The sequence below is a fragment of the Streptomyces sp. NPDC045955 genome (assembly GCF_056430805.1).
In genome coordinates this window covers 256,974-271,108 of record NZ_JBWKKY010000002.1, presented here as the reverse complement: position 1 = coordinate 271,108, position 14,135 = coordinate 256,974, and the positions used below count along the sequence as shown (strand labels likewise).

Below are 14,135 nucleotides of genomic sequence, written 5' to 3'. Positions count from 1 at the left end.
GCCCGCGTCAGGCGACCAGCTCCGGCTCCTCGCTCCCGGCCGGAGCGGGCTCGGCCTTGCGGTCCCGCATCACCACCGTGGCCACGACCGCCGCGGCCAGGACACCGATCGCGCTGATCGTGAAGGTCGTCGACATCGAGGCCGTGAACGCCTCCCGGGCCGCCCGCACCAGACCCGAGTCGCCGCCCGAGACCGCCAGGGCACCGCCGATGGACTCCCTGGCCTGCCCGGGAGCACCCGCCGGCATCGCGTCCGTGTAGCCACCGGAGAGCAGCGAGCCGAGGATCGCGATACCGAGGGCGGTGCCGGACTGCTGGATGGTGTCGTTGAGGGCCGAGCCGACGCCCGCCTTCTCCTCAGGGATGGTGCTCATCAGGGCGGCGACCGCGGCCGGCATCGCCAGACCTGCTCCCAGGCCCAGGATTCCGAGCGCCACGGCCGGGATCGTGAAGCCGCTGTCGGCGGTGAGCGTGGTCAGCAGCCCGAAGGAGGCGGTCATCAGCAGCATCCCGGCGAGGATGACGAACCGGTTGCCCACCTTCACCGCGAGCTGCGCCCCGGCCGCGTTGCCGGCCAGCGCGGCCACCGCCAGCGGCAGGAAGGCCAGGCCCGCCTTGACCGCGGACCAGCCGAGCACGAACTGGAGGTACTGGGTCAGGACCAGCAGCAGACCGGCGTTGCCGATCTGGACGAGCGCCAGGGAGAGCGATCCCCCGCTGAAATTGCGGTGCTTGAAGAGGACCAGCGGGACCATCGGCGAGCGGGTGACGTTCTCCCAGACCACGAAACCGGCCAGGGCGACCACCGCGACGGCCAGGACGAGCAGGGAGCGGCCGTCGAACGCGCCGTGCTGCGGGATCTCGATGATCCACCCCACCAGGGCCGTCATCCCCACCGCCGACAGCACCGCGCCCAGCGGGTCCGGCTTCTGCCAGGGCGCCTTCGACTCCGGCATCAGCAGCACACCGGCCAGCAGGGCGAGAGCGACGATCGGCACGTTGAGCAGGAAGATCGCCTGCCAGGCGAAGTGGTCGATCAGCACACCGCCGAGGACCGGGCTGCCGACCAGCCCCAGCATCGACACGGAGCCCCATACCGCCATCGCCTTGGGCCGCTCGTCCTCGTCGAAGACGGTGATCAGGATCGACAGCGTCGACGGCATGATCAGCGCCCCGCCGACCCCCATCGCGATCCGCACCGCGATCAGCTCACCCGGGGTGGAGCAGAACACCGCCCCCAGCGAGGCCGCCCCGAACAGCAGCAGACCGATCAGCATCACCCTCCGGCGCCCGAACCGGTCCCCGAGGCTCCCCGAAGTCAGCAGCAGCCCGGCGAAGACCAGCGTGTAGGAGTCGAGGATCCACTGCATGTCCTGGGCGCTCGCCCCGATGTCCTCGGTCAGCGCGGGCACCGCGACCGTGAGCGCCATGTTGTCGACGACCAGCACGAGCGTGCTCAGGCACAGCACGATCAGGATCCACCAGCGGCGTGGGTTGCGAGCGTCCATTCCGTTTCCCCTCCTGCGAACACCGTTCCTTCGATGCGAACACTGTACGCACAGCGGAACAGTGTTCGCAATACTTGGATTCTGTACGCTGAGTGCGCACGCTGTTCGCACGAAGGTGCCCGGAGATCCCGAAGGTGCCGGATCACGAGGTCCCGGATCACGCAGGTCCCGGAGATTCAGCAGGAGGAGCCGATGAGCCGGAGCAAGACGACGGGCCGGAACCCGATCCCGTCCGTATGGGCCCGCGAGCAGCGCCGCACCGACCAGCCCGCGCTGAGCCGGGACGCGATCGTGCGGGAGGCGATCGCGATGCTCGACGCGGACGGCATCGAGGCGCTCAGCATGCGCAAGCTCGGCGCCCGTCTGAACGCCGGCGCGACCTCGCTGTACCGGCACGTCGCCACGAAGGACGAGCTGATGGAACTCGCGGTGGACGAGGTCGCCGCCGAGATCCACGTCCCGCCGGCCGGCAGCCCCGACTGGCGCGCGGCGGTGACAGCGGCCGCGGAGTCCTTCCGGGCGACGGCGCTACGGCACCCCTGGCTGACCCTGGTCCTGGGCCAGGCCGGGCTCGCCTATCTCGGGCCCAACTACATGAGCTTCTCCGAGCGCCTCGCCGCCCTGTTCACCGCCGCGGGGTTCCCCGAGCCGAACCGCGCGATCGAGACCGTCTTCTCGTACGTCATGGGCATGAGCAACGCGGAGGCCGCCTGGCTCACCACGGTCGCCCGGTCCGGGGAGACCGAGGCCGACTTCATCGCCCGCCTCATGCCCGCCGCTCAGCGGGCCGCGGCCGACCACACCCACCTGGCCATGGGGCACGCGGAGGTCGAGGAAGCCACCACCGACCCCGTCGCCCTGCGCGACACGAAATTCACCTACGGCCTGGAGGTCGTCCTGGACGGCCTGGCCCTGCGCCTGCCGAAGTCCCGGCAGGGGAACTAGCCGTCTGCGAAGCAATGGCCTCTAGCCATACATCCGGCGCATCGCGAACTCGACCATCTGCTCGACGGCCTTCGCGTCGAACACCATGCGGTGCTCGCCCTCCATGTCCAGCACGAAGCCGTAGCCGGTCGGCAGCAGGTCCAGGACCTCGGCGCCGGTGATCACGAAGTACTTGGACTCCTTGCCCGCGTACCGGCGCAGCTCCTTGAGCGTGCTGAACATGGGGATCACCGGCTGCTGGGTGTTGTGCAGGGCGAGGAAGCCCGGGTTGTCACCGCGCGGGCAGTAGACCTTCGAGGTCGCGAAGACCTGCTGGAAGTCCTCGGCGGACATCTGCCCGGTGGTGAACGCGCGCACCGCGTCCGTCAGGGAGGGCGGGGACGGCTCGGGGTACAGCGGCGGCTGCTGTCCGTATCCGCCGGACATCGGCTGCTGCGGAGGGGCGTACTGCCCTTGCGGGCCCGCTGTCTGGTCGTAGCCGTACATGAGCGCAAGAGTACCGAGAGCGGCCGGCGGGGCGGTGCGGTACGGCAGCGATGGCGAATCGACAGCGACTCGACAGCGACCTGACAGTCGCCGCTATGGATCGGCACAGCCACGGCTCATAGCGTCGAAGCCATGAACGAACGCCACGACGAGGGCCCGCACGAGCACGACAGAGGGCTCTCCTACGACCTTCCCGTCCTCGCCCGCCGCCGGATGATCCGGCTGATGGCGGGCGCGAGCCTGATCCCGCTGATGGGCTGCACGGCTGAGGAGAAGACCCCGGCCTCCTCTGCGCCCTCTTCGTCCTCGTCGTCGTCCGCCGCGTGCGCGGAGATCCCCGAGGAGACGGCCGGACCCTTCCCCGGTGACGGCTCCAACGGCGTGAACGTCCTGAAGGAGAGCGGGGTCGTCCGCAGCGACATCACCAGGAGCTTCGGCGACTCCGCGGGCGGCACCGCCGAGGGCGTCCCCCTGACGATCACGCTGACCGTGGTGGACGCGGCCGCCGGCTGCGGCACCCCCAAGAAGAGCGCCGCCGTCTACCTCTGGCACTGTGACCGGGAGGGCAACTACTCCCTGTACTCGGAGGGCGTCACCGACGAGAACTACCTGCGCGGCGTCCAGGAGACCGACGACCAGGGCCAGGTCACCTTCACGAGCGTCTTCCCCGGCTGCTACGCCGGCCGCTGGCCGCACATCCACTTCGAGGTCTACGGCAGCCTGGCCGACGCCACGGCGGCCACGTCGATCACGAACACCTCGCAGCTCGCCTTCCCGAAGGACGTCTGCGACGCGGTGTACGCCACGGACGGCTACGACGCGAGCGTGCGGAACCTGAGCAGTCTGTCCCTGGAGACGGACAACATCTTCAGCGACGGCCACGCCCGGCAGCTGGCGACGATGAAGGGCAACGCCGAGGAGGGCTACACCGCGACCTTGACCGTTCCGGTGTGACCTGTCACAGATGACCGGAAGGGGTTGCGTCTTATTACTGGCGGGTAGCATCATCGGAGCTACTTGTTGGTACGTGAACTAGCGCGAGGAGCCAGTGCCTCGCCGATCTCTCTAGGGAGCCGGGAGCCGTCGCCATGGGGCACTACAAGTCGAATCTCCGCGACATCGAGTTCAACCTCTTCGAAGTACTCGGGCGCGACAAGGTGTACGGCACCGGCCCGTTCGAGGAGATGGACGTCGAGACCGCGAAGAGCATCCTGGAGGAGCTCACCCGCCTCTCGGAGAACGAGCTGGCCGAGTCCTTCGCCGAAGCCGACCGCAACCCGCCGGTCTTCGACCCGGAGACCAACACCGCGCCGGTCCCGGCCTCCTTCAAGAAGAGCTACCAGGCCTTCATGGACTCCGAGTACTGGCGTCTCGGCCTGCCCGAGGAGATCGGCGGCACCACCGCGCCCCGCTCCCTGATCTGGGCGTACGCCGAGCTCATCCTGGGCGCCAACCCGGCCGTGTGGATGTACTCCTCGGGCCCGGCCTTCGCCGGCATCCTCTTCGAGGAGGGCAACGAGGTCCAGAAGCACATAGCCAAGATCGCCACGGAGAAGCAGTGGGGCTCCACGATGGTGCTCACCGAGCCCGACGCGGGCTCCGACGTGGGCGCCGGCCGCACCAAGGCCGTGCAGCAGGAGGACGGCTCCTGGCACATCGAGGGCGTGAAGCGCTTCATCACCTCCGGTGAGCACGACATGTCGGAGAACATCCTCCACTACGTGCTGGCCCGCCCCGAGGGCGCCGGCCCCGGCACCAAGGGCCTGTCCCTCTTCCTCGTCCCGAAGTACCTCTTCGACTTCGAGACCGGCGAGCTGGGCGAGCGCAACGGCGTCTACGCCACGAACGTCGAGCACAAGATGGGCCTGAAGGCCTCCAACACGTGCGAGATGACCTTCGGCGACCAGCACCCCGCCAAGGGCTGGCTGATCGGCGACAAGCACGACGGCATCCGCCAGATGTTCCGCATCATCGAGTTCGCCCGCATGATGGTCGGCACGAAGGCGATCTCCACGCTGTCCACGGGCTACCTGAACGCGCTGGAGTACGCCAAGGAGCGCGTCCAGGGCCCGGACCTCGCCAACTTCATGGACAAGACCGCGCCCAAGGTCACCATCACGCACCACCCGGACGTGCGCCGCTCGCTGATGACGCAGAAGGCGTACGCCGAGGGTATGCGCGCCCTGGTGATGTACACCGCCTCGATCCAGGACGCCATCCAGATCAAGGAGGCCGCCGGCGAGGACGCCTCCACCGAGCACGCGCTGAACGACCTGCTCCTGCCGATCGTCAAGGGCTACGGCTCGGAGAAGGGCTACGAGCAGCTCGCCCAGTCGCTGCAGACCTTCGGCGGCTCCGGCTTCCTGCAGGAGTACCCGATCGAGCAGTACATCCGGGACTCCAAGATCGACACCCTCTACGAGGGCACCACGGCGATCCAGGGCCAGGACTTCTTCTTCCGGAAGATCGTCCGCAACCAGGGCGCCGCGCTGAACTCCCTCGCCGAGGACATCAAGAAGTTCCTGGCCCTCGGCACGGGCGGCGAGGAGCTGGCCGGGGCCCGCGAGCACCTCGCCAAGGCCGCGGTCGAGCTGGAGGCCATCGTCGGCCTGATGCTCACGGACCTCGCGGCCACCGAGCAGGACGTCAAGAACATCTACAAGGTCGGGCTGAACACCACCCGCCTGCTGATGGCCTCCGGTGACGTCGTCGTCGGCTACCTGCTGCTCAAGGGCGCCGCGATCGCCGCCGAGAAGCTGGAGACCGCCTCCGCCAAGGACAAGGTCTTCTACACCGGCAAGATCGCCGCGGCGAAGTTCTTCGCGGCCAACGTCCTGCCGGGCGTCACCCTGGCCCGCAAGGTCGCCGAGGGCGTCGAGCTGGACCTGATGGAGCTGGACGAGGCCGCGTTCTGATCCTCACGTCCTTCGTTCGAGGGCCTGTTCCCTTCCAGGGGAGCGGGCCCTCGTCCGTCGTTAAGGTGAACCCATGACCGAACCAGCCCGCTTCGACCGCGGCCACACCGACGACCTCATGACCTTCCTGGCGGCGAGTCCCTCGCCGTACCACGCCGTGGCCACAGCTGCCGAGCGGCTGGAGAAGGCCGGCTTCAGGCAGGTCGCCGAGACGGACGCCTGGGACGGGACGCGCGGCGGCAAGTACGTGCTGCGTGGCGGCGCGATCATCGCCTGGTACGTGCCGGAGGGCGCCGCGCCGCACACGCCGTTCCGGATCGTCGGCGCCCACACCGACTCCCCCAACCTGCGCGTCAAGCCGCTCCCCGACAGCGGGGCGCACGGCTGGCGCCAGGTGGCCGTGGAGATCTACGGCGGACCGCTGCTCAACTCCTGGCTCGACCGCGACCTGGGCCTCGCGGGCCGGCTGACCCTGCGCGACGGCTCGACCCGCCTGGTCAACGTCGACCGGCCGCTGCTGCGCGTCCCGCAGCTCGCCATCCACCTGGACCGCTCCGTGACCGCCGACGGCCTCAAGCTCGACAAGCAGCGGCACATGCAGCCGGTCTGGGGCCTGGGCAACGACGTGCGCGACGGCGACCTGATCGCCTTCCTGGAGGAGACGGCCGGCATCCCGGCGGGCGAGGTCACCGGCTGGGACCTGATGACGCACTCCGTGGAACCGCCCGCCTACCTGGGCCGCGACCACGAACTGCTGGCCGGCCCGCGCATGGACAACCTGCTGTCCGTGCACGCCGGCACGGCGGCCCTCGCGGCCGTCGCCTCCGGCGCGTCCGAGCCGGCCTCCATCCCGGTCCTGGCCGCCTTCGACCACGAGGAGAACGGCTCCCAGTCGGACACGGGCGCGGACGGACCGCTGCTCGGCAACGTGCTGGAACGCTCGGTGTTCGCGCGCGGCGGCTCGTACGAGGACCGGGCCCGCGCCTTCGCCGGCACGGTCTGCCTGTCCTCCGACACGGGCCACGCCGTCCACCCCAACTACGCGGAGCGGCACGACCCGACGCACCACCCGCGCGTCAACGGCGGCCCGATCCTCAAGGTCAACGTCAACAACCGCTACGCCACGGACGGTTCGGGCCGCGCGGAGTTCACGGCGGCCTGCGAGGCGGCCGACGTGCCCTTCCAGTCCTTCGTCTCCAACAACTCCATGCCCTGCGGCACCACGATCGGCCCGATCACCGCCGCGCGGCACGGCATCAAGACCGTCGACATCGGCGTGGCCATCCTGTCGATGCACAGCGCACGCGAACTGTGCGGCGCCGACGACCCGTTCCTCCTCGCCAACGCGCTCACCGCGTTCTTGGAGAGGTAGAACGGGCCGTCACCGCATGGGTGTTCCCCTCGGGGGTACCCGGAGTGCGGACCGGAACGACCGGACCGTACAGGGAGGCGACACTCATGGGCCTCGGCGGATGCATCATCCTCATCGCCGTGGGAGCCATCCTCACGTTCGCGACCGACTGGGACATGCAGGGGGTCAACCTCGACCTCGTCGGCATCATCCTGATGATCGTCGGACTGATCGGCGTCACGACGTTCAGCAGCATCGCCAGGCGGCGGCGCGTGGTGGTGCCGCCCACGACGCCGGTCGTGGACGACGGACGGCACCACACGCGCGACGGCTACAGCGACGGGTACGGGGTGTAGGGCCGCGCCCCTGTCACGCCCCGTCCATCCCGGCCAGCACCAGGGGAAGCCGGTCCGTCCCGGCCTCGGTGAGGCGGACGGGGACGCCCCAGTCCTGCTGGTGGACGTGACACGCCGGGTACTCGTTGCCGGGGTCGTCGTCGCAGGAGGCTGCCATTGCGGAGACGTGCAGCACGCCCTCCGGCACGGAGGGATCGAGTTCGAGGGCGCGGGAGAGGTCACTCCCCGCGCCCTCGCCGCTGCGCAGCAGCTCCGGCGGGGTGGAGGAGACCAGCAGGCGCGTGGAGGGGCCGTACCGGGTGTCGAGCTTCTGGCCCGCCGGGGCCTGGAAGATCACATCCAACCGGAGCCGCCCGGGGGTGACTTCGGTCGCCTCGCGTTGCGTGCGGTGGGCGACCTCGGGCACCTTCACCGCCTCCTCCGGCAGCCGCAGCCGGGTCAACCGGTGCCGGGCCGACTCCACGACCACGATGTCGTCGCCGACGAGCACGGCGTCGCTGGGCTCGCGCAGGTCCGTGGCCAGGGTGGTGACCTCGCCGGTCGCGGGGTCGTAGCGCCGCAGGGCGTGGTTGTAGGTGTCGGCGACGGCGACGGACCCGTCCGGCAGCGCGGTGACGCCCAGCGGGTGCTGGAGCAGGGCCTGTCCGGCGGCGCCGTCGCGGTGGCCGAAGTCGAACAGGCCGGTGCCGACGGCGGTGTGGACGGAGCCGTCCGGGTCCACCCAGCGCAGGGCGGACGTCTCGGAGTCGGCGAGCCAGAGGCGGTCGGGCGTGGCGGCGAGGCCGGAGGGCTGCGCGAACCAGGCCTCGGTTCCCGGGCCGTCCACCAGCCCCTCGTTCGTCGTCCCCGCCGCGACCGCGACCGTGCCCTCGACCGGGTCGTACGCCCACAGCTGGTGGACACCGGCCATGGCGATCCAGACCCTGCCCTGCCAGAGGGCGACGTCCCAGGGGGAGGAGAGGTCGACCTCGCGGGCCGGGCCCGAGGCGGGGGAGCCCTGCCACCACTGCCGGCCCGTGCCGGCGAGGGTGGTGACCTCGCCGGTGGTGAGGTCCAGCCGCCGCAGCGCGTGGTTGACGGTGTCGGCGACGACCACCGACCCGTCGTCGAGCAGGGCGAGCCCCTGCGGCTCGTTGAAGGCGGCCGTGTCCGACGGTCCGTCGGTGAACCCGCGCGTGCCGGACCCGATCCGCCGCAGCACGCTCTCCCCGTCCTCGGCGAGTTCCACCAGCTGGTGCCGGGTCGTGTCGCTCACCAGGAAGGTCCCGGACGGCAACAGCAGCGCCTTGCCCGGGAACCGCAGCACCGTCGGCTCCGGCTCCGGCGGCACGTATGGCCCGTCCCCTCGCCGCAGCGTCCCCTTGGCCTCGTGCTCGGCCTCCAGCTCCGCAACCAGCCGCTCGATGGCGTGCACATGTCCCTCACCGGCGTGCTGGGCGACGACGTACCCCTCGGGGTCGACCACGACGAGCGTCGGCCAGGCCCGCACGGCGTACTGCTTCCACGTGGCCAGCTCCGGGTCGTCGAGCACCGGGTGCTCCACCCCGTACCGCTCGACGGCGTCCACCACCGCCTGGTGCTCCGCCTCGTGCACGAACTTCGGCGAGTGCACCCCGATCACCACGACCGTGTCCCGGTGCTTGTCCTCCAGCTCGCGCAGTTCGTCCAGAACATGCAGGCAGTTGATGCAGCAGAACGTCCAGAAGTCCAGGATGACGATGCGTCCTCGCAGGTCGGCGAGGGAGTACTGCTGCCCGCCCGTGTTCAGCCAGCCGCCCTTGCCGGTCAGCTCGGGGGCGCGGACACGGGCACGTCGGGGTGCGGAGTCGTTCATGCGTCCAGGGTGTCATCCGGTACTGACAGCCGGTCCAGGGCGTGGCCGGTGGTGGCGTCCACGTGCTCGGGCACGTCGTCGTGACGGTCGCCGACCGTGAGGGTGCCCGTGGGTTCGAACATCAGGATCGCGGTCGGCACGGGGGCGTACGGCTTGTGCTCCGTGCCGCGCGGGACGGTGAAGACGCTGCCCTTGGGCAGGACGACCGTGCGCTCGTCGGCCGGTTCCCGCAGGCCGATGTGGAGTTCGCCGTCGAGTACGAGGAAGAACTCGTCGGTGTGGTCGTGGACGTGCCAGACGTGCTCGCCCTCGACCTTGGCGATACGGACGTCGTAGTCGTTGACGGCGGTGACGATGCGCGGGCTCCACTGCTCGGAGAAGGAGGCCAGCGCGTGGGCGAGGGAGACGGGTTCCTGGGTCATGGAGTGATCTTCAGGGGTGCCGTGGGTCTCGCACGAGTGCTAGAAATCGCACATGCCGCAAGGATCCTCGCATCGCCCGCACCAGGTCGCCGTGATCGTCGACGAGGGCACCAACCCCTTCGAGGTCGGGGTGGCCACCGAACTGTTCGGACTGCCACGGCCCGAGCTGGGGCTGCCGGGGCCGTTGTACGAGGTGACACTGTGCACGCCCGCGCCGGAGATCCGGATGAACCACGGCTTCTTCACGCTCACGGGCGTCCCGGACCTGGACGCCGTGGACCGGGCGGACACGCTGGTCGTGCCCGGCCGGCCGGACAACGTCGTACCGCGTACCCCTGCCGTGCTCGACGCCATCCGGCGCGCACACGCGCGTGGCGCCCGGATCATGAGCTTCTGCACCGGCACCTTCGCGCTCGCCGAGGCCGGGCTGCTGGACGGGCGGCGGGCGGCCACCCACTGGCGCTGGGCGGACTCCTTCCGCCGGCTGCACCCGAAGGTGCTGCTGGAGCCGGATGTGCTGTTCGTGGACGAGGGCGACCTCCTCACCGCCGCCGGCAGCGCGGCCGCGCTCGATCTCGGGCTGCACGTCTGGCGCCGGGACCACGGCGCCGAGATCGCCAACCACGTCTCCCGGCGGCTGGTGTTCGCCGCGCACCGGGACGGCGGGCAGCGGCAGTTCGTCGAGCGGCCGGTCCCGGACGTACGGGACGAGTCCCTGGCACCCCTGCTGGAATGGGCGCAGGAGCGGCTGGGCGAGCCGCTGACGGTGGCGGACCTGGCCGCACGCGCGCGTGTCAGCCCCGCCACGCTCCACCGGCGCTTCCGCGCCCAGCTCGGGACGACACCGCTCGCGTGGCTGACCGGGGAGCGCGTGGCGCTGGCCTGCCGGCTGATCGAGCGGGGCGAGGATCGCCTGGACGTCGTGGCGGCCCGCAGCGGGCTCGGCACGGCCGCCAACCTGCGGAACCGGCTGCGGCGGGTGACCGGGCTCAGCCCGTCGGCCTATCGGCGGCGTTTCGGCAGCGGCGCCGGGGAAGCCCTGGTGTCATGAGATTCCTCGTGTACGACCGGCTCCTCGGCTTCGGCGACGACTACTGGATCGAGGACGACCGCGGCGCCAAGGTGTTCCTCGTCGACGGCAAGGCCCTGCGCCTGCGGGACACCTGGGAGCTCAAGGACACCCAGGGGCGCGTCCTCGTCGACATCCACCAGAAGATGCTCGCCCTGCGCGACACGATGGTGCTCCAGCGGGGCGGCGAGCCGCTGGCGACGATCCGCCGCAAAAGGCTGTCCCTGCTGCGCAACCACTACCGGGTGTCCCTGGCCGACGGCAGCGAGCTGGACGTCAGCGGCAAGATCCTCGACCGCGAGTTCGCCGTCGAGTACGACGGGGAACTGCTGGCGGTGGTCTCCCGGCGGTGGCTGACCGTACGGGACACCTACGGTGTGGACGTCGTCCGCGAGGACGCGGATCCGGCCCTGCTGATCGCGGTGGCCGTGTGTGTGATCCACCTGGCGGAGAAGGAGCGGGAGGGCTGAGGGCGCGTCCTCAGGGCCTGCGCGGAGGCTGGAGCCCCAGCACCCGGTCCTTCAGTGCCGGGAACTGCTCGCGGGTGGTGGGGACCTTCCCGGGGTCGAAGTCCACCGTGAGCACCTCCTCCCCGGCGCCCGCCTGGGCCAGCACCTCGCCCCACGGGTCGACCACGATCGAGTGACCGGCCTGGGGAACCCCGGCGTGCGTGCCGGCCGTTCCACACGCGACGACGAACGCCTGGTTCTCGACCGCCCGCGCCTGAGCCAGCAGCGTCCAGTGCGACCGGCGGCGCTCCGGCCAGCCCGCCGGGACCACGAGCGTCTCGGCACCGGCGTCGACGAGACCGCGGAAGAGTTCGGGGAAACGGAGGTCGTAACAGGTGCCGAGGCCCAGCGTGGTCGACGGCAGACGGACCGTCACGAGCTCGGCACCGGCGCCCATCAGCACGGCCTCGCCCTTGTCGAAGCCGAACCGGTGGATCTTGCGGTAGACGGCGGCGAGGTCGCCGGAGGGGGAGAAGACGAGGGAGGTGTTGTACAGCGGCCCCTCGGGATCCCGCTCCGGGATCGAGCCCGCGTGCAGCCAGACGCCCGCGTCGCTCGCGGCCTTCGCCATCGCCTCGTAGGTCGGCCCTTCGAGCGGCTCGGCCTCCCGCCCGAACTCCTCGTAGGCGAAGGCACCCGTGGTCCACAGCTCCGGCAGGACGACGAGATCGGCGCCGGCCTGGTCCCGGACCATCGAGGCCACCCGCCGGCGGCGCGATTCGACCGATTCGCCCTCATCTACGGCGATCTGGATCACAGAGGCGCGCACACTACCACCGTCCTGGCATTCGACCCGTCCACATGGGGTTCCCCACGGGCCTACGATCGTCACACGAAAGCACTGCCGGGGTGCCTCACAGCAGCGTAACTTAGCTGCCAAGACACCCGCCGACAGCCGCCACCTCCCACTGGCAACCGCCACCACCTGCCCGTGCACCGACCGCCGAGGGGTCCCGTTCCGTGAGTCTGCATCCCACCCTCCAGCCCTACGCCGACGCCTGGACCCACTCCATCGAAGCGATATCCGAGCTGCTCCAGCCGCTCGCGGAGGCCGAGTGGAACCGGCGGACGCCGTGCCCCGGGTGGTCGGTGCGGGACGTGGTCTCCCATGTCATCGGCCTGGACTGCGAGATGCTCGGCGACCCGCGCCCCATCCACACGCTGCCGCGCGACCTGTTCCACGTGACGAACGACCACCAGCGTTACATGGAGATGCAGGTCGACGTCCGCCGTCACCACACGGCGCCGGAGATGACCTCCGAGCTGGAGTACGTGATCATCCGCCGCAACCGCCAGCTGCGCAACGACTCGCGCGACCCGGGCACGAAGGTGCGCGGCCCGCTCGGCACGGAGCTGACCCTCGAGGAGTCCATGCGCCGGCACGCCTTCGACGTGTGGGTGCACGAACAGGACCTGCGCACGGCCCTCGGCCGGCCCGGCAACCTCGACTCCCCCGGCGCGCATGTCGCCCGTGACGTGCTGCTCGGCGAACTGCCGCGCGTGGTCGCCGAGGACGCGCAGGCGCCGCGCAGCTCGGCCGTCGTCTTCGACGTCCACGGCCCCGTCGAGTTCCTGCGCACGATCCGCGTCGACATCCAGGGCCGCGGCACCCTCGAAACGGCCCCCGCCCTCGGCCCCGCCGCCACCCTCACCCTCGACTGGGAGACATACGTCCGCCTGGCCTGCGGCCGCGTGACACCGGAGTCGGTGACCGACAGGGTGAAGACGGAGGGCGACCCGGACCTGACGGCGGCGATCCTGAGGAACTTCACGGTGACGCAGTAGCCCCAGCCGTGGCCGCCGCTCCCGCTCAGCTGCGGTCAGTCGTGCCTCCCCCAGTGCCTCAAGGGGCCTGGGAGGTGCCCCCGGGCGGCACGGGTGGGCGCAGCGGCACCTCGCCGCGCCGAGCCGCGCACCCACCCGGCCTCGGCATCAGCGGACAGTGCGGCGAAAACCCCATGCCGCCCACGCCCCGCCCCACGTACCGTGCTTGCGCATGACAACCCCGCCCCGCCACAGCCGCCTCACCTTCCACGGCCCCCTGTCCGAAGCACGCGCAGACCGGCTGGTCACCCGCCTGACCCGCCGCACCCCCGCAACGGTCCTCGACATCGGCTGCGGCTGGGGCGAGCTCATGCTCCGCATCCTCGCCGCCACCCCGAATGCCACCGGCACCGGCATCGACATCAACGCCGACGACCTGGCTCGTGGCCGGAAGGCCGCCGCGGAACGCGGACTTGCACCCCGGGTCCGCTTCATCGAGGAATCCGCCACCGGCACTCCCCACGGCCCCGCCGACCTCGTCCTGTGCGTAGGCGCGAGCCAGGCCCTCGGCAGCCGATTGCCCGAAGCCCTGGGCCAACTACGCAGGCTCGTCACCGACCACGGTCGCGTCCTCCTCGGCGAAGGCTTCTGGCACCGCACCCCGACCGAGGCCGAACTGTCCCGCATGTGGCCGGACGCGAAGGCCACCGACCACCCCGACCTCGCGACCCTCGTCGGCCTGGCCGTCGAGGCGGGGTTCCGGCCGGAGTGGACGGAGACCGCGAGCCTCGACGAATGGGAGGAGTTCGAGTCGGCGTACCTCGCGGACACCGAGGTGTGGCTCGCCCGGCACCCCGGCCACCCCCTGGCCGCCGAGACCCGGGAGCGCGCCGACCGCCACCGAGCCGCCTGGCTCACCTACCGCGGTGTCCTCGGGCTCGCGTATCTCACCCTCGTTCCGGTGACGGCCCGTTGAC

General features: G+C 70.8%; 14 protein-coding genes. 9 read left to right on the top strand and 5 right to left on the bottom strand.

Features of this window, described 5'->3' with window-relative positions:
* Positions 1-7 precede the first annotated feature (7 nt).
* A complete protein-coding gene (locus tag AC07F0_RS04585; protein WP_478974135.1) occupies positions 8-1,507 on the bottom strand; it encodes an MFS transporter in 1,500 nt (499 codons plus the stop codon).
* 192 nt (positions 1,508-1,699) lie between these two features.
* Here AC07F0_RS04585 and AC07F0_RS04580 point away from each other — a divergent pair, with 192 nt between their 5' ends.
* Positions 1,700-2,452: a TetR/AcrR family transcriptional regulator C-terminal domain-containing protein gene (locus AC07F0_RS04580; protein ID WP_478974132.1), complete on the top strand. Its 753-nt coding sequence runs from the start codon at positions 1,700-1,702 to the stop codon at positions 2,450-2,452.
* 21 nt (positions 2,453-2,473) lie between these two features.
* On the opposite strand, the gene AC07F0_RS04575 is transcribed toward AC07F0_RS04580, so the two are convergent.
* Positions 2,474-2,938 (bottom strand): SseB family protein, encoded by a 465-nt coding sequence (locus AC07F0_RS04575; RefSeq protein WP_086560757.1) that lies wholly within the window; start codon positions 2,936-2,938, stop codon positions 2,474-2,476.
* A gap of 132 nt (positions 2,939-3,070) precedes the next feature.
* Between AC07F0_RS04575 and AC07F0_RS04570 the strand changes: the two genes are divergently transcribed.
* From AC07F0_RS04570 to AC07F0_RS04555, 4 genes are all read left to right on the top strand, one after another.
* Complete coding sequence (locus AC07F0_RS04570) at positions 3,071-3,892, top strand: intradiol ring-cleavage dioxygenase (protein WP_478974129.1); 822 nt, start codon at positions 3,071-3,073, stop codon at positions 3,890-3,892.
* 134 nt (positions 3,893-4,026) lie between these two features.
* Positions 4,027-5,853: an acyl-CoA dehydrogenase gene (locus AC07F0_RS04565; RefSeq protein ID WP_478974126.1), complete on the top strand. Its 1,827-nt coding sequence runs from the start codon at positions 4,027-4,029 to the stop codon at positions 5,851-5,853.
* A gap of 73 nt (positions 5,854-5,926) precedes the next feature.
* Positions 5,927-7,225, top strand: a complete 1,299-nt coding sequence (locus tag AC07F0_RS04560) for a M18 family aminopeptidase (protein ID WP_478974123.1) — start codon at positions 5,927-5,929, stop codon at positions 7,223-7,225.
* Between the two features lie 86 nt (positions 7,226-7,311).
* A complete protein-coding gene (locus AC07F0_RS04555) occupies positions 7,312-7,560 on the top strand; it encodes a DUF6458 family protein (RefSeq protein WP_010032488.1) in 249 nt (82 codons plus the stop codon).
* A 13-nt stretch (positions 7,561-7,573) separates the two neighbouring features.
* Here AC07F0_RS04555 and AC07F0_RS04550 read toward each other — a convergent pair whose 3' ends face one another.
* The gene (locus AC07F0_RS04550) at positions 7,574-9,394 is read right to left on the bottom strand and encodes an NHL domain-containing thioredoxin family protein (protein WP_478974120.1); all 1,821 of its coding nucleotides are present in this window, start codon (positions 9,392-9,394) and stop codon (positions 7,574-7,576) included.
* Positions 9,391-9,816 (bottom strand): cupin domain-containing protein, encoded by a 426-nt coding sequence (locus AC07F0_RS04545; protein ID WP_478974117.1) that lies wholly within the window; start codon positions 9,814-9,816, stop codon positions 9,391-9,393. The genes AC07F0_RS04550 and AC07F0_RS04545 overlap by 4 nt, the downstream gene beginning before the upstream one ends.
* A 52-nt stretch (positions 9,817-9,868) precedes the next feature.
* On the opposite strand from AC07F0_RS04545, the gene AC07F0_RS04540 reads away from it, so the two are divergent.
* Positions 9,869-10,867, top strand: coding sequence for a GlxA family transcriptional regulator (locus AC07F0_RS04540; RefSeq protein ID WP_478974114.1), 999 nt, complete (start codon positions 9,869-9,871; stop codon positions 10,865-10,867).
* Complete coding sequence (locus tag AC07F0_RS04535; protein WP_478974111.1) at positions 10,864-11,355, top strand: LURP-one-related/scramblase family protein; 492 nt, start codon at positions 10,864-10,866, stop codon at positions 11,353-11,355. Before AC07F0_RS04540 ends, AC07F0_RS04535 begins: the two co-directional genes overlap by 4 nt.
* 10 nt (positions 11,356-11,365) lie before the next feature.
* Here AC07F0_RS04535 and AC07F0_RS04530 read toward each other — a convergent pair whose 3' ends face one another.
* On the bottom strand, positions 11,366-12,163 hold the full coding sequence (locus AC07F0_RS04530; RefSeq protein WP_478974108.1) for a carbon-nitrogen family hydrolase: 798 nt from the start codon (positions 12,161-12,163) through the stop codon (positions 11,366-11,368).
* A 191-nt stretch (positions 12,164-12,354) separates the two neighbouring features.
* Between AC07F0_RS04530 and AC07F0_RS04525 the strand changes: the two genes are divergently transcribed.
* The gene (locus AC07F0_RS04525; RefSeq protein WP_478974106.1) at positions 12,355-13,179 is read left to right on the top strand and encodes a maleylpyruvate isomerase family mycothiol-dependent enzyme; all 825 of its coding nucleotides are present in this window, start codon (positions 12,355-12,357) and stop codon (positions 13,177-13,179) included.
* A 211-nt stretch (positions 13,180-13,390) separates the two neighbouring features.
* A complete protein-coding gene (locus tag AC07F0_RS04520) occupies positions 13,391-14,134 on the top strand; it encodes a methyltransferase (protein ID WP_478974103.1) in 744 nt (247 codons plus the stop codon).
* Position 14,135: the final 1 nt, after the last annotated feature.